Raw genomic sequence first — 24116 nt, 5'->3', positions numbered from 1 at the left:
CTTTTCAAATTTGCCCGGCGGGCTTACTTCTTCACGCTGCTGACAAATTGCTGCAAGGTGCTTAATGTCAGTTCTATTTTCTTTACTAATGGCAGCAGTGCCTGTTTAGCCTCTTCATCGCTGAGTTGTTTGAGGGCCTGCCAGTCGGCAGCGATTTCTTCCACATAGGGGTCAAAGCGTTTTGAGCGGGTGGTAAAACCGCTGTCGTCGGCAAAGATGGCAGCAAACTTGCCCTGTTGCTGGTGCTGCAATTGATCAAGGATCTGATCGGCATCCACCGCTTTGCGATAAAGTGTTTGTAGCGTTTCCTGTAATTGCTGGTGAACAGAATCCAAAGAGCGCTCCTTAAGTAAAACAGAAAAAAGACTAAAGAATGATTAAGGTCTGCCGATATAGCAGTGAGGTGGGCAATTCTGCCCACTTTTTAACGTTGCTACAAGCAAATAAGGAAACTGGTATGGATATTCAAGGTGCAGGTGCCTCTGGAACGTCCGGTGCGTCGCTTGAGTTGGCTTCTCTCAAATTGGCTAAGGGCCAGCAAGAGCAGGAAGGACAAGCGACGCTTCAGCTGCTGGAATCAGCCGCTGACGTACCAAAACCTACATCCGCCAACCCGGCTATCGGTGCCAACATCGATACGTTCGCGTAACTCGGACTGAACCTGTGGGTTTAGTCTTGCGGATAAAGACGTAAGTCAACCGGCGTTTTGCCAGGCTGGCCACCAATTTCGGTAACGAGTTTGGGAACCATAAAGCCTGGCAATCGCTTTATCACTTCGGCCATTAGTTCTCTGGCTTGTGCTACATCAATATCAAAATGCGCAGCACCCTGTACCTTATCTAACAGATGCAGGTAATAAGGCATAATGCCCGCAGCAAACACCTTTTCGTTTAACTGTGCCTGGGTCTCGGCGGTGTCGTTTACCCCTTTTAGTAACACTGCCTGATTAAGCACCGTGACGCCCGCCTGACGCAAAGGCGCAAGTTTTTCGGCCAGTTCAGTCGACACTTCATTGGCGTGGTTGATATGCAGTACCAGTACACGTTGCACGGGGAGCCCGGCAAACCAGCGATAGAAAGAAGCGTCGAGTCTCGAGGGCATGACCACCGGCAGGCGGGTATGAATACGCAGCCTTTTTACATGGGGAATGGCGGCAATTTTTTCGGCCAGTGTAGCGAGTTTGCTGTCTTTTGCCATTAACGGGTCGCCGCCGGAGAGTATCACCTCGTCGATAGCTGGATCCTCAGCAATATAGGCGATGTTATTTTCCAGTTCGGTGTTACTCAGTGAGTTGTCGGCGTAGGGGAAGTGCCGGCGAAAGCAGTAGCGGCAATTTACCGCGCAGCCGCCTTTTACAATTAACAGCACGCGGCTGTGGTATTTATGTAACAGGCCTGGATTCGCGGTATCATGCTCTGCAAGCGGATCCTGGCTGTAACCAGGCGCCGTAAGAAATTCCTGTTTGTTTGGCAGCACCTGCAATAACAGAGGGTCCTGCCAGTTGCCTTTTTCTATTAATGAGGCAAAAAAGCGCGGCACCCGCATCGGAAATAAACGACGGGCTTCGGCATGCGAGCCAAAGTCAGTGGGGTCCAGATTCAGGTAACTAAGCAGTGAAAATGGATCAGTAAAGCCACTGGCCAACTCTTTTTGCCAGTTTTGCTCTACAGTTATGCTATTTTTTTGTATTATTTGCGCCACTAAAACTAAAACCTACAGTGTTTATTGAGGAATTATGGCTAATTTCAGCACTAACGAGTTCAAAGCGGGCCTGAAAATCATGCTCGACGGCGAACCTTGCAACATTCTTGAAAACGAATATGTTAAGCCCGGTAAAGGCCAGGCGTTTAACCGGGTTAGAATTCGTAAACTGATTTCTGGCAAAGTACTGGAAAAAACCTTTCGCTCCGGTGAATCAGTAGAAGGCGCAGACGTAATGGATACGGAACTGGCCTATCTGTATACCGACGGCGAATTCTACCACTTTATGAATAATGAAACATTCGAACAAATCGCTGCTGACGAAAAAGCAGTGGGTGAGAATGTAAAGTGGTTGGTAGAAAACGATGTTTGTACCATTACTTTATGGAACGGCGCCCCTATCACCGTGAGCCCGCCAAACTTTGTTGAACTGGAAATTACCGAAACCGACCCGGGCCTGAAAGGCGATACTGCAGGTACCGGTGGTAAACCTGCAACACTAAGCACCGGCGCCGTGGTTCGCGTACCGCTGTTTGTGCAAACCGGCGAAGTGATTAAGGTTGATACCCGTACTGGCGAATACGTTTCCCGCGTACAAAAATAACCCCTTCACTGCGTACCTTCCAACCGGGCAGGTACGCAGACTTACCAGCGTACCCTATGACAACTCCAGACAACTGGCGGCCTACCGCCTCATTACAAGCCTTGCGCGAGCGAGCACAACTTTACACTGCCATTCGCCAGTTTTTTGCCGAACGTGATGTGCTGGAAGTCGATACGCCGGTGTTATCTCACGGTACCGTTACTGATGTTTTTATTGATGGCTTTTCGACAAACTTCGCCTACAGCGACAGTGGCCACAATGAAACGTTGTATTTACAGACATCCCCCGAATTCGCGTTAAAACGCTTATTGGCCAGCTACCAGACTTCCATTTATCAGATGTCGAAAGTGTTCCGCCATGAGGGCTTCGGGCGCTTACATAACCCCGAGTTCACTATGCTTGAATGGTATCGGATTGGGCTGGATCACCATGCCTTGATGGATGAAATAAGCGACTTGCTTAAAGCGCTTATTGGCGCGCAGCAAACCGAGCGCATGACCTATCAGCAGGCATTTCAAAAGCACCTGAACCTCGACCCGCTAAGCGACAGTACCCAGCGTATTGCTGAAGTCTTTAATGATTGCAATATCGATCTAAGCGATGAGTATCCCATCGATCACGATGGCATGCTGCAGTTGCTGTTCAGCTATGAAATTGAGCCGAGAATTGGCCAGCAATATCCGTGTTTTATTTATGATTATCCGGCCTCTCAGTCGTCACTGGCAAAAATTAGCCGCGATGATCCGCGAGTCGCCGACCGCTTTGAACTGTATTTTAAAGGTACCGAGCTGGCGAATGGTTTTCACGAGTTGCAGGATGCCGCCGAGCAGCGCAAACGCTTTGAACACGACAACCGCTTACGCCGCACTTTCCGGTTTGAGGAAAAACCGCTCGACGAACGTTTCCTCGGTGCATTAGAGGCAGGTTTACCTGCCTGTGCGGGCGTGGCCATGGGCATTGATCGTATTTTAATGCTCAAACATGGCTACACCCATATCGAACAGGTATTGGCGTTTCCGGTAAACCGCGCCTGACAATTTTAACGGCATTGCTTAAAAAGGATTTAAGGTATAGCCCTGTTGTTGCAACAACGCGTGAGCGCTCATCGCTGATAGCGCCACTTCCACGCCGGGCAGAAAAGCCTCATTAGCATAGCCATGGGCCGCGGCTGACTGACCGCATACAATTACCCGCACCTGATTCGCCATCAGCGCATTTAACAAGGCAATATTGGTATTTTTGCCGCCCTGCTTTTGTTGGTAGGCCGGGTCCGCCAGTAAATCCAGTGTGGCACTGCCATGCACCACCAACGTCAGCTCAATATTTTCTGCCGGAACACCGCTCGCCACGTGCATATTAATAAATCGGGCAAGACTGTCGAACTGTCGGTTTACTTTACCGGGTTCTGCCCCCTTCGCCACATCAAAAGCCACTATAAACTCAGTGTTAGCGTTAAATTCGACGCCTTCAACCTGCACCTTTTTGCCATAATCCTGAAACACCGGCCCTGTGTTAAATTCAGCGGCAGAGCTTACACCGACAACCAGGGCGCAATTTAAAATAAGACCCGAAATACACCACGTAACTGACTGACGAATGCCCATGTTTCCTCCCGAAATAAAAACTCATTGATGAGATATTGCTGCTATTTTCACCATAACGGAATAGTCCTGACTGATACAGCATTTAATCGTTTATGTTGTGTGATGATCATCAAAAAACTCAGCTATAAACTCTAAACCTTATTTTTAATAAGTTAATTTATTGATAGTGAGTGCTTACATTTAATGCCGTGCTACTGCCTGCCTTACGACAATACGAATAATTTCAGCGGTCACTGACGCTTGACGAAAATGGCATAATCGAGGTAATGTTATATTATAACAATAACTCTTATCGACAGATTCAGGGTCAAACACACAATGAACAAAACAACCGCAATTAGTGCTGCAGTGTTTATGGCATTCACTGCCCAGGTTGCTATGGCGACTACCATTAAGGGCAAAGTGACTAACGAAGCCGGCGAGGCTGTCGCTGGCGCTGAAGTGCGCATAGAGGGCTCTAAACAAGTTACTTATACCGATGCGCAGGGTAATTATGAATTTAAAGGCGTACAGGTGCCTCATGTGCATTTGCATGTGTATTCGCCGGATTATGTGCATGGCGATAACGACCTTGGCGATATCAACAGCGATCAGGTAGCAGACTTCGTACTGACGCCAGTTTCAGTTGAAAACATTGTAGTCACCGCTAGTGTGCTGGGCTCTTCTGTGCTCGAGTCGGTAACCCCGGTATCGGTAATAGATGAATATAAACTGAGAAAAATTCAGGCCGAAACCCTTGGCGAAACGTTAAAAAACACTCCCGGGGTGCACAGCACTTACTTCGGCCCTGTTGCCAGTAGCCCGGTAATACGCGGTAATGATGGTCCACGGGTTAAGATTGTGCAGAATGGTCTGGATGTGTCCGACGTATCGCGTATTAGCCCGGACCATAACGTAGCGGCCAACAGCACCAGTGCGACCCAGGTTGAAGTACTGCGCGGCCCGGCTACTCTGCAATATGGCAGTGGCGCTATCGGCGGCGTGGTGAACGTGGTGGATAACCGCATCCCTCGCGAAGTACCTACCAGCCTTGAGGGCGATGTAGAAGCCAACTATGCCACCGTAAACGACGGCAAGTTTGGCCGCTTTAACCTGACTGGCGGACAAAAAAATATCGCCTTTCATGTAGATGGTTTTAAGCGTAAAACCGACAACGCGGATATTCCGGGGTACGCATCGGTAATACCCGATGAAGATGAGCAACCGGGCACCCTGGAAAGCAGTGCAATGGATACCACCAATCTCACGGCGGGTCTGTCGTTGGTAGACGAAGAAGGTTACTTTGGCTTCTCGGTAGAAAAGCTTGATAATTTTTATGGCGTGCCGGGTCACAGCCACCATCATGAAGAAGAGCATGAAGGTGAAACCGAAGAAGAACATGCCGAGCATGCAGGTGAGGAGGGAACTAACCTGGATGTAGACATGACCCGTTACCAGGCGGCCGGTGAGTGGTACTCACCGTATACGGGCATCAGCTCACTTAAATTTGGCGCTGCCTATACGGATTACGAGCATGTAGAGATTGAAGATGGTCAGGTTGGCACTCGCTTTACCAATCAGGGCAGCGATATTCGACTGGCAGCTACCCACGCAGACATTGATGCCTGGCACGGGGTGTTTGGCTTGCAATACCATAACAGTGACTACACCGCAGAAGGTGATGAGGCCTACACACCACCCACCGAAACCGAAAGCATGGCATTGTTTTTAGTAGAGCAGAAGAAGTTTGGCTCAGTGAGCCTTGAGTTGGGCGGGCGTCTGGAGAGAACAACCTACAATGCAGATAGCATCGATTTTGAATTAGAGGTGGCTGAACACGAAGAGCACGAGTTGGCATTCAACTTTGACGAATATGCTTTTACCAGTAGCTCTCTGTCAGCAGGCTTAAACTGGGAGTATATACCAGGCTACTCGGTAGCACTGACCTTATCTCGCAACGAACGGGCACCGAGTATGCAGGAGCTATTCTCGGCCGGCCAGCATCTGGCAACGCAAACCTTCGAGGTAGGCCTGGTTTACGACATGGACGAAGAGGGCGAAGTGTCTGAAAACCTGCGCAGCGTGAAAGAAGAGGTGAGTAACAATATTGATCTGACTTTCCGTAAGTTCAGTGGTGACAGCGGTTACACCCTTTCTTTCTTCTACAACCAGGCTGATGATTATATCTATCAGAGTGCCACCGGCCTGACGGCACTTTCGCATGCTCATGAAGAAGAGGAAAATGGCGTTGATGAGATAGAAGCGCACGACGAGCACGCAGAAGAAGGCACGCCGGTGTACTACTTCAACCAGGACGATGCCACCATCTACGGTATGGAAGCAGAAGGTTTTGTCGATCTTAACCTCAACTGGCGGATAAGCGTGTTTGGCGATTATATCCGAGCCAAAATCGACTCGGATAACCTGCCACGCATTCCGCCCCTGCGGTTAGGCTCTACCATCAGTTACGAAGGTGAAGCGTTAAGCTCAGAGCTATCGGTAGTGTGGTATGACGATCAGACGAAAACCACCGAATATGAAACCGCCACAGACGGTTACACCCTGGTGAATGCTTCGGTAGATTATCGCCTATTTGATACGCAGGACTGGACGGTATATGTAAGAGCTAACAACCTGTTTGATGAAGACGCCCGGGTACATACCTCATTTTTGAAAGATCAGGCGCCATTGCCCGGTCGTAATTTTACACTGGGCACGCGTTTTAGTTTTTAAGCTGAGCGTACCTGGGACATTTCACTTCATTCCCATTTTAGCGGCCACCCGGCCGCTTTTTTTTGGCCTTTCTTAGGGTTGAATATGAAAAATTACGCCGCCAACGAAAAGAAGTGTTAAGGAATGCAAAGCTGCGCGAGGCTGGCGAACCAACTTCGCAATGGGGCGTCTGTTGAGATGACTTTTGATTATCTCAAGGAAGCAATACCTCATGTTCACCCATTTTAAAATAATAATGCGCCTGGCAATGGCTGCACTGCTTACTGTGCTGTTAACGGCTTGCGGGGGCTCAGGCAGTTCTACCAACAGCGACTACGATGAAGCTTACCTGCACTTTTACAACGGGTCGCCAAATGGCGCCACGGTTTACATGCGGGAAGTGGATGGCTCGGATCTTGGCTACGCTCAATTTGGCGATGCCAGTGCGCTCATTTCCGGTGAAAAGGGCGATTTGGAGCTCGAATTTTATCGCATCGACAGCGACGACCAGGAAGTGGTGATCGATACCATCACCGTTACCCTAAAAACGTCATACAAAACGCTGGTAGTGTTGAGTGGTGACTTTGAAGCACCGGTATTTGATACCTACGAATATTTCCGTGAATCGCTGGAAGACCATTTCCGTCTGATGGCCACCTCCACCATGTTCGATAGCACCACCACCTTCGATTTGTATATGAGCGATTCGGGCGACCCTTTCGAAGCGGCTAACTATCTGGGTACGATCACCAGTGGTGAACTTACCGAATACACGTACTGGGACGGCGATGACGACAGCGACGATTTTAATGAAGACGAATACACCATCTACCTTACTGAACCTGGCTCTGATGAAGTAATATTTGAAACACCCACCCTCAGCCTGGCCTATAACACAGAATACGTGCTGATTACCCGCGACTTATCCGGTGCTATTCAAAACGGTATGGCGCTTGATGTGTTACTAAACTCAACTACCGTTTACGAAGTGACCGATGTAGACGCTACGTCTCAGTATCGAATCTACAACAGCCTGAATATCGACTCCCCGGTTACCGTTACCTTTACCGGTGACAACGAAGCACAAGCCATAAGCGTAGAACTTGCGCCCGGCGAGGTGGGGGAGTTTACCGAAGTAGAATACGGTGACTACCGGATTACCGCCAGTATTGCCGATAACAGCCTGACCACCATGAACAACAAGCTGATAACGCTTAATCAGAGTGAAAGTAAGGCTATTGTGCTCTACCAAAACGAGTCGTCACTGGCATCACTTAGCTTTGTGGAGAGTTCGGCATCGCAGGCTTACGATAAAACCATCAACTATGTAAATCTGGTAGATGATTATGCTGACGTTGATTTTTACATGGTACGGCATGATGAAACCATTGATACCGCCGAATACAGCACTCAGCATATTGGCTTTGCCGAGACCAATTCAGATGTAGTGCCAGCGGACTATTACGAAGTCATTGCCGTGCATGAGGACAGTAATGAGGAACAATATTTGTTATTCAGGTATCCGCTGTACGGCTTTAATGAAACCAAAAACTATTTTATTTCCGTTGAGCCAGCTGAAACGAGCTCTGGTTATGAAATAAAGATCGTAAATTAAGCCAAAATCGACTATATTAAGCACCTTCGGCCGGCTGTTTCATTACGCATCCGGCCAGTAAATTCCGGCATCTGCGCCCATTGGAAAGATATTTTAACAGTTAAACGCATAAAACCCGCGATTAGCTAAAAATAATTCAAATTGCCGCTACACTCCCCCCATCTTTTCTGTTATTATTTCGCGCCCTTTTTAGCGGGGTATGGTTTAAAAATGGTCAAAAAGATCGTTTTTAACGCAATCGGAGACTCGAGAGAGTCATAATTAACAGCGGAGCATTAATCATGATCCAAATGCAAACTAACCTGGATGTTGCCGACAACAGCGGCGCTCGCAGGGTTCAGTGTATTAAGGTTCTTGGTGGCTCGCATCGCCGTTATGCAGGTATCGGTGACATCATCAAAGTTACTGTTAAGGAAGCAATTCCTCGCGGTAAAGTAAAAAAAGGTGATGTACTGAACGCAGTGGTGGTGCGTACTAGAAAAGGCATTCGTCGTGCAGATGGTTCTACCATCCGTTTCGATAGTAATGCGGCTGTTTTGCTTAATGCAAACAAGCAACCAATTGGTACGCGTATCTTTGGACCGGTAACCCGTGAGCTGAGAAGTGATAACTTCATGAAGATCATCTCACTGGCCCCAGAGGTACTATAAGGAGTCACGATAATGGCTAATAAAATTCGTCGTGATGATGAAGTAGTCGTATTAGCGGGTAAAGATAAAGGCAAGCAAGGCAAAGTCGTGCGTGTGCTTAATTCTGATGACCGTGTAGTCGTTGAAGGTGTAAATCTTGTCAAGAAACACCAAAAGCCTAACCCACAACTGGGTGAAGCTGGCGGTATCGTTGAGAAAGAAGCATCTATTCACGTTTCTAATGTTGCGGTAGTTAACCCGGCAACGGGTAAAGCTGATCGCGTTGGTTTCCGTACAGAAGACGGTAAGAAAGTTCGTTTCTTTAAGTCTAACGGCGAACTCGTTTAATTTATTGGAGAGTACGATGGCGAAACTGCATGATTTCTATAAAGAAACAGTAGTAGCTGAACTTGCGAAGCAGTTCGGATACAAAAGCGTCATGCAAGTCCCTCGGATTGAAAAAATCACTCTAAACATGGGTTTAGGTGAAGCAGTTGCTGACAAGAAAGTTCTTGAGCACGCGACAGCAGATATGACTGCTATCGCTGGCCAAAAGCCAATTGTTACAGTTGCACGTAAATCAGTAGCGGGTTTTAAAATCCGTGAAGGTTATCCGATTGGCTGTAAAGTAACCCTGCGCGGCGAGCGCATGTGGGAATTCTTAGAGCGCTTAATTTCGATTGCAATTCCACGTATCCGTGACTTCCGTGGTCTGAACGCTAAGTCGTTCGACGGACGTGGTAACTACAGCATGGGTGTGCGCGAACAAATCATCTTCCCTGAAATCGATTTCGATAAGGTAGATAAAGTTCGTGGTATGGATATTACCATCACTAGCAGTGCTGGCACTGACGAAGAAGCGCGCGCATTACTTAGTGCGTTCAACTTCCCATTCAGAAAATAAGGTGTAGGGTTATGGCAAAAGAATCAATGAAGGCTCGTGAAGTAAAGCGTGCAAAGCTTGTTGCTAAGTATGCTGAAAAACGTGCTGCGCTTAAAGCGATTATCAGCGATGTTAACGCCTCTGAAGAAGAGCGTTGGGATGCTGTATTGAAGCTGCAACAATTACCACGTGACAGCGCCAAGTCTCGTCAGCAAAACCGCTGCCGTGTTACTGGTCGTCCACATGGTTTCCTACGTAAGTTCGGTCTGAGCCGTATCAAGCTGCGTGAAGCGGCGATGCGCGGTGAAGTCCCTGGCTTGAAAAAAGCCAGCTGGTAAGGAGTAGCTGATATGAGCATGCAAGATCCTATCGCGGATATGTTTACCCGCATCCGTAACGGCCAGATGGCACAGAAAGTTTCTGTACTTATGCCTTCTTCTAAGCAACGTGTAGCAATTGCTGGCGTTCTTAAAGCTGAAGGTTATATCACAGACTTCGCTGTATCTGGTGACGTTAAGCCTGTTTTAGAAGTGACTCTTAAGTACTTCGAAGGCAAGCAAGTAATCGACACTATTGAACGTGTAAGCCGTCCTGGTCTGCGCATCTATAAGAAAAAAGATGAGCTGCCAAAAGTAATGGGTGGTTTAGGTGTTGCTATCGTGTCAACTTCTAAAGGTGTGATGACTGACCGTGCTGCGCGTAAAGCAGGCATGGGCGGTGAGATCATCGGTTATGTAGCGTAACGGAGGAGTTGAAATGTCACGTGTAGCAAAGGCCCCTGTTGACCTCGCCTCTGGCGTAGAGATCTCTATCTCAGGTCAAGAAGTCACAATCAAAGGTAAAAACGGTACATTAACCCGCGTATTTAACGACGCAGTTGAAGTAGTACAGGAAGAGAACCAGGTTAAGGCGTTACCTCGTGAAGGTTTCCCTGATGGCTGGGCTCAGGCTGGTACTGTTCGCGCGCTGTTAAATTCAATGGTTGTTGGTGTAACGCAAGGTTTTGAGAAAAAACTGCAGCTGAATGGTGTTGGTTACCGTGCGCAGGCACAAGGTAACAAACTAAACCTGACACTGGGTTTCTCTCACCCTGTAGCATACGAAATGCCTCAGGGCATCACAGTTGAAACTCCTAGCCAAACTGAAATCGTCGTGAAAGGCGCCGATAAGCAGGTCGTTGGGCAGGTTGCGGCGAACATCCGCGCGTACCGTCCACCAGAGCCTTACAAAGGTAAAGGTGTTCGTTATGCAGACGAGCATGTACGTCGTAAAGAAGCTAAGAAAAAGTAGGTGGGTGATACGATGGATAAGAAAACAGCACGCTTGCGTCGCGCAACTCGCGCACGCGCTAAAATTCGTGAACTGGCCGCGCATCGCCTGGTGATTAACCGTACACCTCGCCACATCTATGCTCAGTTAATCGCTCCTAGCGGTGCTGAAGTATTGGCGGCGGCTTCTACGGTTGAAAAAGATCTGGCTAAAGATCTGAAATCAACTGGCAACGCTGAAGCAGCGGCTTTAGTAGGTAAAGCAATCGCAGAACGCGCTATCGAAAAAGGCATCAAAGATGTTGCTTTTGATCGCAGCGGTTTCAAATACCACGGTCGCGTTAAAGCATTAGCTGATGCAGCTCGCGAAGCTGGCCTTCAGTTCTAGGAGTTAATAATGGCTAAACAAGAAGTTCAAACAGGTGAAATGCTTGAAAAATTGATTGCCGTTAACCGCGTTTCTAAAGTGGTTAAAGGTGGTCGTATTTTCAGCTTCACTGCATTGACAGTAGTGGGTGACGGCAATGGCCGTGTTGGTTTTGGTTACGGTAAAGCACGTGAAGTGCCAGCCGCTATCCAAAAAGCGATGGAAAAAGCCCGTCGTAACATGGTTAGTGTAGACCTTAACGGTCACACACTGCAGCACCCTATTAAAGGTCGTCACTCTGGCTCTAAAGTTTACATGCAGCCTGCATCAGAAGGTACCGGTATCATCGCCGGTGGTGCAATGCGTGCAGTACTTGAAGTAGCTGGTGTGCAGAACGTACTTTCAAAATGTTACGGCTCTACAAACCCAATCAACGTTGTACGTGCAACCGTTAACGCGCTGACCGAGATGAACTCGCCAGCCGGTATCGCTGCCAAACGCGGATTGTCTGTAGAAGAAATTTTGGGGTAATCAGACATGGCAACGATTAAAGTAAAGCAAACTAAAAGTGCAATTGGCCGTCTGCCAAAGCACAAAGCGACGCTTAAAGGTTTAGGCCTGCGTAAAATCAACCATGTTCGTGAACTCGAAGATACCCCAGCCGTTCGTGGCATGATCAACCGTGTATATTACATGGTTGAGATCGTGGAGGAGTAAGACATGCGTTTAAACACAATTTCTCCTGCCGAAGGATCAAAGCCAAGCGCTAAGCGTGTAGGTCGCGGTATCGGTTCTGGTCTTGGTAAAACTGGTGGTCGTGGTCATAAAGGCCAAACCAGCCGTTCAGGCGGTTCTATCAAGCCAGGCTTCGAAGGTGGTCAGATGCCTATTCAGCGCCGTCTGCCTAAGTTCGGTTTCACCTCTCGTAAGAGCTTTGTATCCGATCAGGTTACACTGACTGAAATCGCTAAGGTCGAAGGCGACACAGTAACGGTAGACACTTTAAAAGCAGCGGGTCTGATTAAAAAAGACGTACTGTTCGTTAAAGTGCTGAAGAGCGGTGAAGTATCACGCGCTGTTACTGTTAGCGGGTTGAAGGTTACTAAAGGTGCCAAAGAGGCGATTGAAGCTGCTGGCGGTAAAGTAGAGGAATAAGCTAAATGGCGAAACCAGGATTGGATTCGGGCGCAAAAAGCGGCTTGAGTGAGCTTAAAGCAAGGTTGTTGTTCGTACTTGGTGCGATTGTAGTATTCCGGTTGGGTTCATATGTGCCTATTCCTGGTATCGATGCTGCAGTACTGTCGCAACTGTTCGAGCAACAAAAAGGTACTATCGTAGAAATGTTTAACATGTTCTCCGGTGGTGCGCTTGAGCGTGCATCAGTTCTGGCTTTGGGGATTATGCCATACATTACTGCATCGATTATTATGCAGCTGCTCTCTGTTGTGCATCCGCCAATGGTTGAGTTGAAAAAAGAAGGTGAAGCAGGCAGACGTAAAATTAGTCAGTATACGCGTTATTTAACGCTGGTACTGGCAACGTTCCAGTCTATCGGTATTGCTACCGGCCTGCCTAACCTGATTAGTGGTTTGGTGATTAATCCTGGCTTCGGATTTTACTTTACAGCGGTAGTAAGCCTGGTCACCGGGACAATGTTCCTGATGTGGCTGGGTGAGCAAATTACCGAGCGGGGTATCGGTAACGGTATCTCCATTTTGATATTTGCTGGTATTGTTGCCGGTCTGCCAACAGCGATAGGTCAGACCGCGGAACAAGCAAGACAGGGCGACATCAATATGTTGTTGCTGCTGTTGATTGGCGCCATTGTAGTAGGCTTAACGTACCTGGTAGTGTTTGTAGAACGCGCCCAGCGTCGTATTGTGGTAAACTATGCTAAACGTCAGCAGGGCCGTAAGGTTTACGCTGCGCAAAGTACGCACTTACCACTAAAAGTAAACATGGCCGGGGTTATCCCACCAATCTTTGCTTCCAGTATCATTCTGTTCCCTGGTACCATTGCGGGCTGGTTTGGACAAAATGAATCAATGGCATGGTTACAGGACGTGGCGTTATTGCTGTCGCCTGGTCAGCCGTTGTACGTGATGTTATATGCAGTAGCGATTATCTTCTTCTGCTTCTTCTATACTGCGCTGGTATTTAACCCGCGTGATACAGCAGACAACCTGAAGAAATCCGGTGCATTTATCCCAGGCATCCGCCCGGGTGAACAAACCTCACGTTATATCGATAAGGTAATGACTCGCCTGACACTTGCTGGCGCAATGTATATAACCTTTATTTGTTTAGTGCCCGAGTTCATGTTGATTGCGTGGAACGTGCCTTTCTACTTCGGTGGAACGTCACTGTTGATTATCGTAGTTGTTATCATGGACTTTATGGCACAGGTGCAGACCCATCTGATGTCCAGTCAGTATGAGTCTGTTCTGAAGAAAGCGAATCTTAAAGGCTACGGCCGCTAAGATAAGCCTACTACGGAGTGATGTAATGAAAGTTCGTGCATCAGTTAAAACGATTTGCCGTAACTGCAAAATCATCAAGCGCAACGGTGTTGTGCGTGTGATTTGTAGTTCTGACCCTAAGCACAAGCAGCGTCAGGGCTAATCACCATAACGGTGAGTAATTTGTTAAAACTGTAAGCAGAACCTGACATCAGGTTCTGCTTTCGGCGCAGATGAATTAATCACCTTTTATTTGCAATTTGTTCGACGGGTAAGTATCCTATCGGGCTTTTTAGGCCGTCGACTATAATTAAGAGGAGTGCTGTTAATGGCCCGTATCGCTGGCATTAACATTCCTGAGCACAAGCACGCTGTGATCGCCCTTCAGGCAATCTTCGGCGTTGGTCCTACACGTGCGAAAAGCATTTGTGCAGGCGCTGGTGTTGCAGAAGATACAAAAATCAAAGAGCTTGATGAAGCTACAATCGAGAAGCTTCGTGAACAAGTGGCGTTATTCACTGTAGAAGGTGACTTACGTCGTGAAGTTTCTATGAGCATCAAACGTTTGATGGACCTGGGTTGCTTCCGTGGTATTCGCCACCGTCGTAGCTTGCCTCTACGTGGTCAGCGCACTAAAACCAATGCGCGTACCCGTAAAGGTCCTCGTAAGCCAATTAAGAAGTAAACGGGGAGTATAAGTTATGGCAAAAGCACCAGCTCGTAGCACGCGTAAGCGCGCTAAACGTCAGGTTGCAGACGGTATGGCTCATATCCATGCGTCTTTCAATAACACAATTGTGACTATTACAGATCGTTCAGGCAACGCACTTGCATGGGCAACATCTGGTGGTTCTGGTTTCCGTGGTTCACGTAAATCTACCCCATTTGCTGCACAGGTAGCTGCTGAGCGTGCCGGCGTAGCCGCGCAAGAATACGGTCTGAAAAACCTTGAAGTTTTCGTTAAAGGTCCAGGTCCAGGCCGTGAGTCTGCGATCCGTGCCCTGAATGCTACAGGTTACAAGATCACAAACATTACCGATGTGACGCCTATCCCTCACAACGGTTGTCGTCCACCGAAAAAACGTCGCGTTTAATCGACGGACAGTTGGAGAAAGAACATGGCAAGATATTTGGGTCCAAAACTCAAGCTTAGCCGCCGTGAAGGAACTGACCTGTTCCTGAAAAGCGGCGTTCGCGCAATCGATTCTAAATGTAAAATCGAAACGGCGCCTGGTCAACACGGTGCCCGTCGTGGTCGTCTGTCTGACTACGGTGTGCAGCTGCGTGAAAAGCAAAAAGTCCGTCGTATGTACGGCATTTTAGAAAAGCAATTCCGTAACTACTATAAAGAAGCCGCTCGTCTGAAAGGCAACACTGGTGAAAACCTGTTGCAACTTCTTGAGCAGCGTCTTGATAACGTAGTTTATCGTATGGGATTTGCCAGTACTCGTGCAGAAGCACGTCAGCTGGTTAGCCACAAAGCTATTTTAGTAAATGGCAAAGTGGTAAACATTCCATCGTTTAACGTTACTGCCGAAGACGTGGTTTCTGTTCGTGAAAAAGCTAAAAAGCAAGCGCGTATCGCGGCTGCTTTGGAACTGGCTGAACAGCGTGAGAAGCCAACCTGGATTGAAGTAGACAGCAACAAAATGGAAGGTACGTTCAAGCGTGTTCCTGAAAGAACTGACTTGTCTGCCGAAATTAACGAACAGTTGATCGTCGAACTTTACTCTAAGTAAAGCTAACTAAAGAGGAAGCATTGTGGGTTCTGTGACTGAATTCCTTAAACCGAGATTAGTTGAGATCGAAAACGTTTCTCCTACTCGTGCCAAAGTAACTTTGGAACCCCTGGAGCGTGGTTTTGGCCACACTTTAGGTAACGCCTTACGTCGCATCTTACTGTCATCCATGCCTGGATGTGCGGTAACTGAAGTTGAGATCGACGGCGTCCTTCACGAGTACAGCACCAAAGAAGGTGTTCAAGAAGATGTAATCGAGATCTTGTTGAACCTTAAAGGTTTGGCGGTACGCTTAGAAGGCAAAAACGAAGCGACTCTGACTCTGGTGAAATCTGGCGCTGGCCCTGTTGTAGCTGGTGACATCCAGCATGATGGTGACGTAGAAATCGTAAACCCTGAGCACGTAGTTTGTACTTTAACCGGCGAAGCTGAAATCAGCATGCGCATCAAAGTAGAAATGGGTCGTGGTTACGTTCCAGCGTCAACTCGTCGTTCCTCTGAAGAAGATGATCGTCCAATTGGTCGTTTATTAGTAGATGCATCATACAGCCCAGTAGAGCGTATTGCTTACACCGTAGAATCTGCGCGTGTAGAACAGCGTACCGACCTGGACAAGCTGATCATTGATATGGAAACGAATGGTACTTTAGATCCTGAAGAAGCCATCCGTCGTAGCGCAACCATCCTGGCTGAACAGCTGGATGCCTTTGTTGAACTGCGTGATATCTCTGAGCCAGTGCAGAAAGAAGAGAAACCAGAGTTCGATCCTATTCTGCTGCGTCCGGTTGATGACCTGGAATTAACCGTACGTTCTGCTAACTGTCTGAAAGCAGAAGCTATCCAGTATATTGGTGACCTGGTTCAGCGTACCGAAGTTGAGTTACTTAAAACGCCTAACTTAGGTAAGAAATCGCTAACTGAGATCAAAGATGTTCTCGCTTCACGTGGACTTTCTCTGGGCATGCGCCTGGAAAACTGGCCGCCTGAGAGCATCGCTGAAAAAGATTAATCAGGTTTAAAAGAAACTGATTTTTTAGAAGGATAAAACTATGCGCCATCGTAAGAGTGGTCGTCAGTTGAATCGCAACAGCAGCCATCGTCAAGCTATGTTTAAAAACATGGCCGGTTCTTTGGTCAAGCACGAAGTGATCAAAACGACGTTACCAAAAGCGAAAGAATTACGTCGCGTAATTGAGCCTCTTATCACTCTGGCTAAGCAAGACAGCGTTGCAAACCGTCGTCTGGCAATGGCCCGCACTGGTGATAAAGAAGTAGTAGGTAAACTGTTCAACGAGCTTGGTCCTCGTTACGAAACTCGCCCAGGCGGTTATCTTCGCATTTTAAAATGCGGTTTCCGTGCTGGCGACAACGCGCCTATGGCATACGTTGAGTTAGTTGACCGTCCGGTTGTAGAAGCTGAAGAAGAAGCAGTGGAAGCAACTGAAGAGTAAGCAATTACTCGATAACGGCTAAGTTCACGCTTAACCGATTCGATTAAAAAACCCGCCGCTGGCGGGTTTTTTGTTTTATGGTCTCTACTTAAAGAGCAATCTTGTTTTTATTTATGGCTCTTTTGTCAGTTGAGTTTTATTTATTAGGTGAACAATAAACGGAAAAATCAGGCCAGCCAGACAGGATGCAATTATATCCAGCCAATCGAAATAACCTAATTTTAAAAAAGGTTGGATACATTCATAAATTGATGCACCAAGCGCGGTTGCTATTGAAATAGAAAAGGAATTTGCTGATACATCACGGTAGTAGAAGTAAAACATAGCGCACAATGGCCCCCAAAAACTCACCGATGAACCTGCAATGCCAAAGTCACTGATCTGATTATCAAGAATAAATGATCTATAAAAAGTCTGAAAAAACAAGCAGAGTATAAATGAGGCGATAGCTAGGTATAGGTACAGGGCATGTCTTTGTGAGTCTGTTGTCTTCATTGTAACTACCTTGTTCATTATGAGATGGAAGAAAGGCCATACTGCAACCGACAACATCTTGGTTTCGGCCTTATTTTGCGGTTACACAACGGTAGTGGAAAGTAGTTTAGCCATTATAGATACAACCTACGTATCCAATTATCTGCCGCGCTGCATATTACCACCAGTCGTTTCGCCATATTCTGTTTTTGATAGTTCTTCGTAAGCAGCTTTTAAACCATCATAAACGATACCCCCGACTACTAAATTAACGACATAGACCACAAGTGGGTTACCGCCAGATACGGCTTCTTGCTCGGTTAAGTTTAGTTCGTACATTATTGCCTCCTTTGTGAAGTGGAGATTTAATCTTATGGTGAGATTGATAAACAAACTACTGTACTAGGCTATGTTCTGCTAAATTGTTGCTATACTGTATATGAATACAGTTATTGAGGGTTGATCATGATCCCAGCACAATTTACAAAGCTTATAGCCGAGTTAGAACACTTAACAGATAGTCAAACCCGTTATGTTGAGAAGCTGCTGAAAGGCACTGATAGCGTCTCACAGTTGATAACAGAGCTTGAGGAGCGGATGGTTGAAAACCCTGAATGTCCGCACTGTCATAGCTCACTGATCAATCGGCACGGCAAGGTAAACAAGATGCAGCGTTATCGCTGCAAGAACTGCGGCAAAACCTTTGTAGCGACAACGGCGACACCGCTAGCTCGACTGAGGTACAAAGAGCTTTGGTTAGAATATATTCGCTGTATGCTGGACAGTAAGCCATTGCGTAAATGTGCCGAAGAATGTGGCCTCCACCTTGAAACATCGTTCAGGTGGCGGCACCGATTCTTGGCGCTACCATCAGCACTGAAAGCGAGCAAATTAGAAGGCATTATCGAGGCAGACGAAACACTTTTTCCCTACTCAGAGAAAGGCTCAAAACGGATGACTCGTCAGCCCCGTAAAAGAGGGATGAAAGCGAAAAAACGGGGGCGTTCAAAGGATGATTGGGTGCCAGTTTTAACGGTCAGAGACCGAGCTAAGAATACGTATGAAGCCGTTGTGCCAAGTGTTACATCGGCAGCTCTGCATCAGGAGCTAGCAGGGAAATTAGAGAAAGACAGTGTGTTGTGTAGTGATGGCTATAAGCCCTACATAGCTCTTTCTGAGAAAAATGATTTAATACACAAGCGCTTAGATGTGGCAGGAGGAGTTAAGGTGATAGATAAAGTCTTTCACATTCAAAATGTTAACGCCTATCACAGCCGTCTGAAAGCGTGGATAAAACGGTTTCACGGAGTAGCCACAAAATACTTGGAACACTACCTAGGTTGGTTCAGGTTTATGGATAATCCAGAAAACCTTAACGAAAACAGGCTCTTTTCGATTCAACAACAGTTAATCCGAACATAGCCCTGTACTAAAATACCGAATTGTTACTGGTATCTGTCGGCTGTGTAATTAATGTTAGCCCTTCTAACTGGATTACGATTCTTATTAAGGGGAGGAAACACATTAATGTCCGCTATACTTAGCTTTCAAAGGTTTAATTAAACTGACAAACTCGGTAAACTGAAATGCTTAACAAGGACAAGTTTGTCAATATTCGTAGTATGTGGAGACACCATGCCTAAAGCCATTGTAGTGGCGGTGGGAGATACCCCTCTCAACCCCTTAAATGACTTACTCAAACAAAACTCTATAAGTAGTAAGGTTATCGACGCTACTACCAGCTCGGTGGATGAGATAGACAAACTTATTCAAGCGGATGACCAAGGCCAATGTGTACTACTAAAAGGCATTAGTTCACTTAGCCAGCACATACCACGCATTGCCGATGCCACAGAAAAGCTGGTGTTACTATACTGCTCCCCTGCTACTGCGTTAGCAAATGCACTCGAAACCTCAAACGGTACGGTTAAACCCGAGCAGGTGATTAACCGCTGGCAGGAGTCAGTTAGCCAGGCTATGGCATTGGTTGAAGAGAGTGAATTGTATTCGCTGTGCGACCTTAATGATGTTTTAGAACATTCATCGCTTTTCCTTAAAGATTTTTTCGCAATCAATAAGGCCGCCGAGTTTAAGCCTTCTACGCACACAAAAAAACAGTTTGCTAATCACCTTGCTACGCTTCACTTATTTGAACAAGACGATGCTTTCGCCCTTTACGACGAGGCATTATCAATTGGTAAGCTATTCGGCGAGTTTACGGTTCACTTAGGCCCTGAGGCTGAAGAGCTAAAATCAAAAGCTGAGGCAGTTGGTAAGTCAGTACTAGAAACGTTAACGGTTAATTACCGAGAAATTCAGGCTAAAGCTGCGCGAATTCAGGAGCTTCAGAAGCAACTTAATGATACTGAGACTAAACAGGGCGATGTACAGGCTACCCTTGAAAAGATCAAATCAGAAAAGAATGATGTTGAGCAAGCGCTTAACCAAATGAGCGAGACTCATAAAGAGCGGGTTAAAGAACTTGAATCACACTTAGAGTCTTTAAAAAATACCAAGCAAGCATTCGAAGAAAATATTTCCGAGCTAAATGACCAGCTAGGGCAAAGCAAAACGTTAAATAAGCAACAGGCTGAAAAACTGGAAAGCTTGCAACAGCAACTCAATTCAACCAATACGAAGCTCAAAGAAGCCACAGAAAATAAAGAACAAATAGTGGCAGAATACGATAAAAGAATTGAGCAAGCCCAGCAACACTCTGCAAATCTAGAAAAAGAACAACAAGAAATTGTTAAAGAGTTAGAGGAATACAAGCAACTGCTTCAAGCCGAAATACAGGCCAAGAAAGAGTTGGAGAAGATTCTTGAAGCAACAAAACAAGCCTGTCATGAAAAAGATGAACAGCTTAATAAGCAAACGGGTGTACTAGCTGAGCAAAATCATCAAGTAACTGCGCTCAAGAAAAAAATTGCAGAGTTGCAACAAAGCCAGGAAAACTTGCTTGCCGAAAAAGAGCAGCTTGTAGAAGCAAAAGATCAACAGCAATCAGAAATTAATGCGTGTGTAGAAGAGAATCGTCGTATAGTGGCCGAGCATAAGGCTGTTACACAGCAACTGGAGCAAGCTAACTCTGACAACAAACAAGCTGTACAAGATAAAAAAGCATTTGAAGAGCAATATCAGAGAGCTTCAGAGAAGCTCGAAAAAGCAAATAAACGTCTTGCGGAATTAGAACAACTCCCGGCTAAATTAGAATCAGTCACCCAGCAATATGAGTTGGCGGAACTGCAAATAGCACAGTTGCAAGAAGAGCTTGAATCAACGGTTTCACAAATTGATGTGTTAAGCCCGCTTCCTGAAAGGCTAAAAGAATCTCAGGCAATGGTTCAAGAGTATTCAGAAAAAATTGAGCAGTTAACTTCTGATAAATCTCTTGCAGAGATACAGATTGCTCAATTGCAAGAAGAGCTTGAATCAACGGTTTCACAAATTGATGTGTTAAGCCCGCTCCCTGAAAGACTAAAAGAATCTCAGGCAATGGTTCAAGAAGATGCAGAAAAAATTGAGGGGTTAACATCTGATAAATCGCTTGCAGAGATGCACGTGGCCCAGTTACAAGAAGAGTTAGAAGCAACGCTGGTAGAGCTAACCAAACAACAGACATTGACAAAACAACTTACTGAACAAACGAAAAGTTCGGAAGGGTTAGCCAAAGATTATAACCAACTTCAATCGGAGAAGGACGCTGCCGAATCCGAAATAGTCAGGTTACAAACAGAAAGTGTGCAGTTAGATAAGCAAAACTCAGAACTTGAAAGCAAGTGTAAAAGCTTAACACAACAAGTTGATGCAGCAACGCAGTCGCAGAGTAAAAAGAGCCGGGCACTCATTGGGGAGCTACAGTCACAACTTGCACAGCAAATAAAAAGAAACGAACAGATTAAAGAACTGAAAGATAAACTAGAGAACCAGTTGAAAGAATCAGAAGCCGGTATGACGAAAAACAAAGAGTTTCATCAAGCAGAATTAGAGCTAGCCTCATTACAAATAAGTCAGCTTCAAGAGGAGCTCGAATATTACTATCAGGCCTATCAGGAAGCACAGAATAAAGGAGTAAGTGTTAAAACCATGGCAAATCAACGGCAAAAAGTGTTTTCCAAAGCAATGGCAGCGGGCATAAAAGTAATTGGTAAATATGCTGACGATGGATATCAGGATATTCACTTTGTACTAAATGATGTACGTTTGGGTTGCGGTAAAGAGTTTGCAGAATTACCTGTGAAACTCGCTAATGTTGGTGATCACATTGCCGTAGAGTTCAGAGACACATCAGAAGGTAATTTATTCCAACATTTTGATGATACAACTGATGAATACGGCCCGTTTTTACGGTTTTATGCCAATCCTCCGGCCGAGCAAACAGAACAGCAGAAGCTTGTATTTAACCGTATGAATGCAAGTGAGCGCGTGTTGGTCATGAGCACCATCATGCTAATAGCAGAGTTACTCCAAAATCAATCCATCGAATGCGAAGTTCAAATCGACGCCTCGGAGTGGCGCTCATGGCGTTTGGCTGCTATTGAGCTACTCGAAGCAACTGAGAGTGTACCAGCGTGGTTAAGCTTCGATAACGTAGTTTTAAAAGAAGAGTTTCAAACCAGTGGTTATGAGCACTTGTGGCTTGAGTTTAAAAATGTGCTGGTTGGCGACAACTGGCAGGAAAGATTAGAGCTAAAAGTGGCTGCATCCAATGTAACAGGCGATGAGCAACCTTTTAGTAATGAGATTGCGCTGGAGTACAGAGCGCTGGAAGATGGAACACCACCGTTACTATCCTGGCCACCAGAAACGGCCGATGAGTATGGTCATAAGCTAATCGTGCAACTGGGAGATCTAAATTCCCTGTCGGACTTAGCTACGCCAGATCTCAATCTTATTACGCATTTAGCAAACAACCTCACAAGTATTATCGAAAAAGCCGAAGTGCAGCATGCAGAAATGCAACGGCCTAAGAAGGACTGGATTAGTGCAATCGAATTGTTGTCTCAAGAGCAACAGCCTGAGGTTGATGCTGACAAACCAGCGGTTCCCGAAGCATTATTTTCAGTTAACGAAGTGGTAAGTATGGGCAGCTACCAGCATGTGCTATTTAGCAAACCTGATGATATTACCAAGGTGAAGTTAAAAGCCCAGAATATCAATGCGGATACCTTTGATGCTGAACTCTTTGTAGAACTTCGAAATGGTGAGCCTGATGTTATTTACCATGACAGCGAATTTTTTGGTGAAGACGAGTATGGCCCAAGAGTTTTGATACCCGCAGAGGCACTTATGGGTGAAATAACGAATGAGCGCCAAGCAGAATTTAGCTGGTTAGTAGAGGCATACGATCAAATCTGCACCGAGCTGGAAAGTAGTAGTGAAGTTGATGAACTGGTGAAGCGCCTTTGGGTAAACATGCTTAATCGTAAGCAAAGCATACTTTAAAATTTGCTATGAAATCTGTATTCGTTATCGATCCTGGCATGATGGAAGCCGGAGGCCATCATGCTGCGCTTTTGGAAACGTTAATTCATTCCGAAAGCGGAGGAGCTAAGGTTTGTGTACTCACTCATCAACAGCTTGATAACGATCTCGAAATTAAAGCAAAAAATAACAGCATTCAGGTTCATCGATTTTTCTCAACTAACTTTTATCAACATTACGAAGACAGCCTGGATTTAAACTTAAGTGGTATGCAGAACTACATAAGACTACTGGCTTGGGAGTATGCTCGTGCTATTAAACTAGCTGCTCAAGGAAGTGCTAACAATGAGGTAGTGTGTTTTTACCCCTGCTTGAACTGGGAACATGCCAGTGCAATTAGCCTAGCACTAACAATGAGTGGTGAACGGTACCTATGTACACATAAAGTAAGCTGTATGTTTAAGCCGCTAAAAATTAATTATAAAAGTGAATGGCTTTATAAATATTCGTTCGGGCAATTGGCTAAACGCTCAGAGGTGAAGCTATTCGCATCGGACTGGGAAACGAGAGAGTATTATGAAGACCTGGGTATCACTATTCAGGGCTTCCACCCATGTTATTTGTTACCCTGGAGTAGCTTAAACAAACAAAAAACAGCAAGTTCGGAAACCCCACACCTCCTGTTATATATGGGCGACGCCAAGGAGAACAAAGGGTTTTTACGTTTACCCGAAGTTATCACCAAAGCGATTGCTAAATTCAATGGAAAAGTTAAATTAACGGTACAATACACATTAGCGTGGGACTATCCGGAATTAGCGGCAGTTATATATACATTGAAACGCTTGGAAAAAGACTACCCGGCCCAGGTACAAATATATACCCGTTTTTGGTCTAAAGATGAGCTTCAGTCTGTTATAACTAGCCTCTCGGGAGTCGTATGTACTTACGATAATCAAACTTACCAAAATAAAAGTTCCGGTTTAGTCTGGCTATGCGGCTATTACAATTTGCCAATCATTTTTATGAGCCAACAACCTTTTTGGATGCACAGGGAAATCGAACGGTTAGGCATAACTTATTATCATTCACTAACCGATTTTGCTGACAAAACTAATGATAAGCCTATGCCTACGAGATGTAGTAGCTATTACAGCAGTCTTTTTGAAGATTGCTTAACATGGGTTGTGAGCTGAGAGGAGCCAGA

Annotated in this window: 30 protein-coding genes; 25 read left to right on the top strand and 5 right to left on the bottom strand. The window is 46.1% G+C overall.

Translation table 11 applies throughout. The annotated features are described in order from the left end of the window. Window positions 1-23: 23 nt before the first annotated feature. A complete protein-coding gene (gene priC / locus AC566Q_RS21270) occupies window positions 24-335 on the bottom strand; it encodes a primosomal replication protein PriC (RefSeq protein WP_499610539.1) in 312 nt (103 codons plus the stop codon). Window positions 336-457: 122 nt separating this feature from the next. Between priC and AC566Q_RS21265 the strand changes: the two genes are divergently transcribed. Beyond that, a complete protein-coding gene (locus AC566Q_RS21265; RefSeq protein ID WP_499610536.1) occupies window positions 458-649 on the top strand; it encodes a hypothetical protein in 192 nt (63 codons plus the stop codon). A gap of 20 nt (window positions 650-669) precedes the next feature. Here AC566Q_RS21265 and epmB read toward each other — a convergent pair whose 3' ends face one another. Next, a complete protein-coding gene (epmB, locus tag AC566Q_RS21260; RefSeq protein ID WP_499610533.1) occupies window positions 670-1701 on the bottom strand; it encodes an EF-P beta-lysylation protein EpmB in 1032 nt (343 codons plus the stop codon). Window positions 1702-1735: 34 nt separating this feature from the next. On the opposite strand from epmB, the gene efp reads away from it, so the two are divergent. Both efp and epmA read left to right on the top strand, forming a co-directional pair. Then, the gene (gene efp, locus AC566Q_RS21255; protein WP_499610531.1) at window positions 1736-2305 is read left to right on the top strand and encodes an elongation factor P; all 570 of its coding nucleotides are present in this window, start codon (window positions 1736-1738) and stop codon (window positions 2303-2305) included. Window positions 2306-2361: 56 nt separating this feature from the next. Continuing rightward, the gene (gene epmA, locus AC566Q_RS21250) at window positions 2362-3339 is read left to right on the top strand and encodes an elongation factor P--(R)-beta-lysine ligase (protein ID WP_499610526.1); all 978 of its coding nucleotides are present in this window, start codon (window positions 2362-2364) and stop codon (window positions 3337-3339) included. An 18-nt stretch (window positions 3340-3357) separates the two neighbouring features. On the opposite strand, the gene AC566Q_RS21245 is transcribed toward epmA, so the two are convergent. Next, complete coding sequence (locus AC566Q_RS21245; RefSeq protein WP_499610523.1) at window positions 3358-3909, bottom strand: DsrE family protein; 552 nt, start codon at window positions 3907-3909, stop codon at window positions 3358-3360. A 318-nt stretch (window positions 3910-4227) separates the two neighbouring features. Here AC566Q_RS21245 and AC566Q_RS21240 point away from each other — a divergent pair, with 318 nt between their 5' ends. From AC566Q_RS21240 to rplQ, 19 genes are all read left to right on the top strand, one after another. Further along, on the top strand, window positions 4228-6621 hold the full coding sequence (locus AC566Q_RS21240) for a TonB-dependent receptor (RefSeq protein ID WP_499610520.1): 2394 nt from the start codon (window positions 4228-4230) through the stop codon (window positions 6619-6621). 211 nt (window positions 6622-6832) lie between these two features. After that, window positions 6833-8215 carry a DUF4397 domain-containing protein gene (locus tag AC566Q_RS21235; protein WP_105934285.1) on the top strand — a complete coding sequence of 461 codons (1383 nt, stop codon included), beginning with the start codon at window positions 6833-6835 and terminating at the stop codon, window positions 8213-8215. 281 nt (window positions 8216-8496) lie between these two features. Continuing rightward, entirely contained in the window at window positions 8497-8865 is a 369-nt protein-coding gene (gene rplN / locus AC566Q_RS21230) for a 50S ribosomal protein L14 (protein WP_105934286.1), read from the top strand. A gap of 12 nt (window positions 8866-8877) precedes the next feature. Continuing rightward, entirely contained in the window at window positions 8878-9192 is a 315-nt protein-coding gene (rplX, locus tag AC566Q_RS21225) for a 50S ribosomal protein L24 (protein WP_105934287.1), read from the top strand. A 16-nt stretch (window positions 9193-9208) separates the two neighbouring features. Then, a complete protein-coding gene (rplE, locus tag AC566Q_RS21220; protein ID WP_499610514.1) occupies window positions 9209-9748 on the top strand; it encodes a 50S ribosomal protein L5 in 540 nt (179 codons plus the stop codon). Window positions 9749-9759: 11 nt separating this feature from the next. After that, window positions 9760-10065 carry a 30S ribosomal protein S14 gene (gene rpsN, locus AC566Q_RS21215; RefSeq protein ID WP_070125769.1) on the top strand — a complete coding sequence of 102 codons (306 nt, stop codon included), beginning with the start codon at window positions 9760-9762 and terminating at the stop codon, window positions 10063-10065. A gap of 12 nt (window positions 10066-10077) precedes the next feature. After that, entirely contained in the window at window positions 10078-10470 is a 393-nt protein-coding gene (gene rpsH, locus AC566Q_RS21210; protein ID WP_105934289.1) for a 30S ribosomal protein S8, read from the top strand. A gap of 13 nt (window positions 10471-10483) precedes the next feature. Beyond that, window positions 10484-11017, top strand: a complete 534-nt coding sequence (gene rplF, locus AC566Q_RS21205) for a 50S ribosomal protein L6 (protein WP_105934290.1) — start codon at window positions 10484-10486, stop codon at window positions 11015-11017. A 12-nt stretch (window positions 11018-11029) separates the two neighbouring features. After that, window positions 11030-11383, top strand: coding sequence for a 50S ribosomal protein L18 (gene rplR, locus AC566Q_RS21200; RefSeq protein ID WP_105934291.1), 354 nt, complete (start codon window positions 11030-11032; stop codon window positions 11381-11383). A gap of 9 nt (window positions 11384-11392) precedes the next feature. Beyond that, complete coding sequence (rpsE, locus tag AC566Q_RS21195) at window positions 11393-11893, top strand: 30S ribosomal protein S5 (protein ID WP_070176339.1); 501 nt, start codon at window positions 11393-11395, stop codon at window positions 11891-11893. 6 nt (window positions 11894-11899) lie between these two features. Continuing rightward, window positions 11900-12079: a 50S ribosomal protein L30 gene (rpmD, locus tag AC566Q_RS21190; RefSeq protein ID WP_014950907.1), complete on the top strand. Its 180-nt coding sequence runs from the start codon at window positions 11900-11902 to the stop codon at window positions 12077-12079. A 3-nt stretch (window positions 12080-12082) separates the two neighbouring features. Then, window positions 12083-12517 carry a 50S ribosomal protein L15 gene (gene rplO / locus AC566Q_RS21185; RefSeq protein WP_499610508.1) on the top strand — a complete coding sequence of 145 codons (435 nt, stop codon included), beginning with the start codon at window positions 12083-12085 and terminating at the stop codon, window positions 12515-12517. Window positions 12518-12522: 5 nt separating this feature from the next. Beyond that, entirely contained in the window at window positions 12523-13842 is a 1320-nt protein-coding gene (secY, locus tag AC566Q_RS21180; protein WP_123324766.1) for a preprotein translocase subunit SecY, read from the top strand. Between the two features lie 25 nt (window positions 13843-13867). Beyond that, window positions 13868-13984, top strand: coding sequence for a 50S ribosomal protein L36 (rpmJ, locus tag AC566Q_RS21175; RefSeq protein WP_070176336.1), 117 nt, complete (start codon window positions 13868-13870; stop codon window positions 13982-13984). Between the two features lie 165 nt (window positions 13985-14149). Then, entirely contained in the window at window positions 14150-14506 is a 357-nt protein-coding gene (gene rpsM, locus AC566Q_RS21170; RefSeq protein WP_070176335.1) for a 30S ribosomal protein S13, read from the top strand. A 16-nt stretch (window positions 14507-14522) separates the two neighbouring features. After that, a complete protein-coding gene (gene rpsK / locus AC566Q_RS21165; protein WP_012519215.1) occupies window positions 14523-14915 on the top strand; it encodes a 30S ribosomal protein S11 in 393 nt (130 codons plus the stop codon). Window positions 14916-14939: 24 nt separating this feature from the next. After that, on the top strand, window positions 14940-15560 hold the full coding sequence (gene rpsD / locus AC566Q_RS21160) for a 30S ribosomal protein S4 (RefSeq protein WP_070176334.1): 621 nt from the start codon (window positions 14940-14942) through the stop codon (window positions 15558-15560). Between the two features lie 19 nt (window positions 15561-15579). Beyond that, window positions 15580-16569, top strand: coding sequence for a DNA-directed RNA polymerase subunit alpha (locus AC566Q_RS21155; protein ID WP_123324765.1), 990 nt, complete (start codon window positions 15580-15582; stop codon window positions 16567-16569). Between the two features lie 40 nt (window positions 16570-16609). Next, window positions 16610-17011, top strand: a complete 402-nt coding sequence (gene rplQ / locus AC566Q_RS21150) for a 50S ribosomal protein L17 (protein WP_070176332.1) — start codon at window positions 16610-16612, stop codon at window positions 17009-17011. Between the two features lie 111 nt (window positions 17012-17122). On the opposite strand, the gene AC566Q_RS21145 is transcribed toward rplQ, so the two are convergent. Both AC566Q_RS21145 and AC566Q_RS21140 read right to left on the bottom strand, forming a co-directional pair. After that, the gene (locus tag AC566Q_RS21145) at window positions 17123-17506 is read right to left on the bottom strand and encodes a hypothetical protein (protein ID WP_499610500.1); all 384 of its coding nucleotides are present in this window, start codon (window positions 17504-17506) and stop codon (window positions 17123-17125) included. A gap of 138 nt (window positions 17507-17644) precedes the next feature. Continuing rightward, window positions 17645-17824: a hypothetical protein gene (locus AC566Q_RS21140; protein WP_499610497.1), complete on the bottom strand. Its 180-nt coding sequence runs from the start codon at window positions 17822-17824 to the stop codon at window positions 17645-17647. A 126-nt stretch (window positions 17825-17950) separates the two neighbouring features. Here AC566Q_RS21140 and AC566Q_RS21135 point away from each other — a divergent pair, with 126 nt between their 5' ends. The 3 genes from AC566Q_RS21135 to AC566Q_RS21125 all read left to right on the top strand — a co-directional run bounded on the left by AC566Q_RS21135 (window position 17951) and on the right by AC566Q_RS21125 (window position 24105). Beyond that, the gene (locus tag AC566Q_RS21135) at window positions 17951-18907 is read left to right on the top strand and encodes an IS1595-like element ISAma5 family transposase (protein ID WP_499610494.1); all 957 of its coding nucleotides are present in this window, start codon (window positions 17951-17953) and stop codon (window positions 18905-18907) included. A 213-nt stretch (window positions 18908-19120) separates the two neighbouring features. After that, window positions 19121-22930, top strand: coding sequence for a coiled-coil domain-containing protein (locus AC566Q_RS21130; protein ID WP_499610491.1), 3810 nt, complete (start codon window positions 19121-19123; stop codon window positions 22928-22930). Window positions 22931-22938: 8 nt separating this feature from the next. Beyond that, window positions 22939-24105, top strand: a complete 1167-nt coding sequence (locus AC566Q_RS21125; protein WP_499610489.1) for a hypothetical protein — start codon at window positions 22939-22941, stop codon at window positions 24103-24105. The last annotated feature ends 11 nt before the right edge of the window (window positions 24106-24116 follow it).

It is taken from the genome of Alteromonas sp. H02, from assembly GCF_059682525.1.
This window is presented reverse-complemented; position numbering and strand designations above follow the sequence as displayed.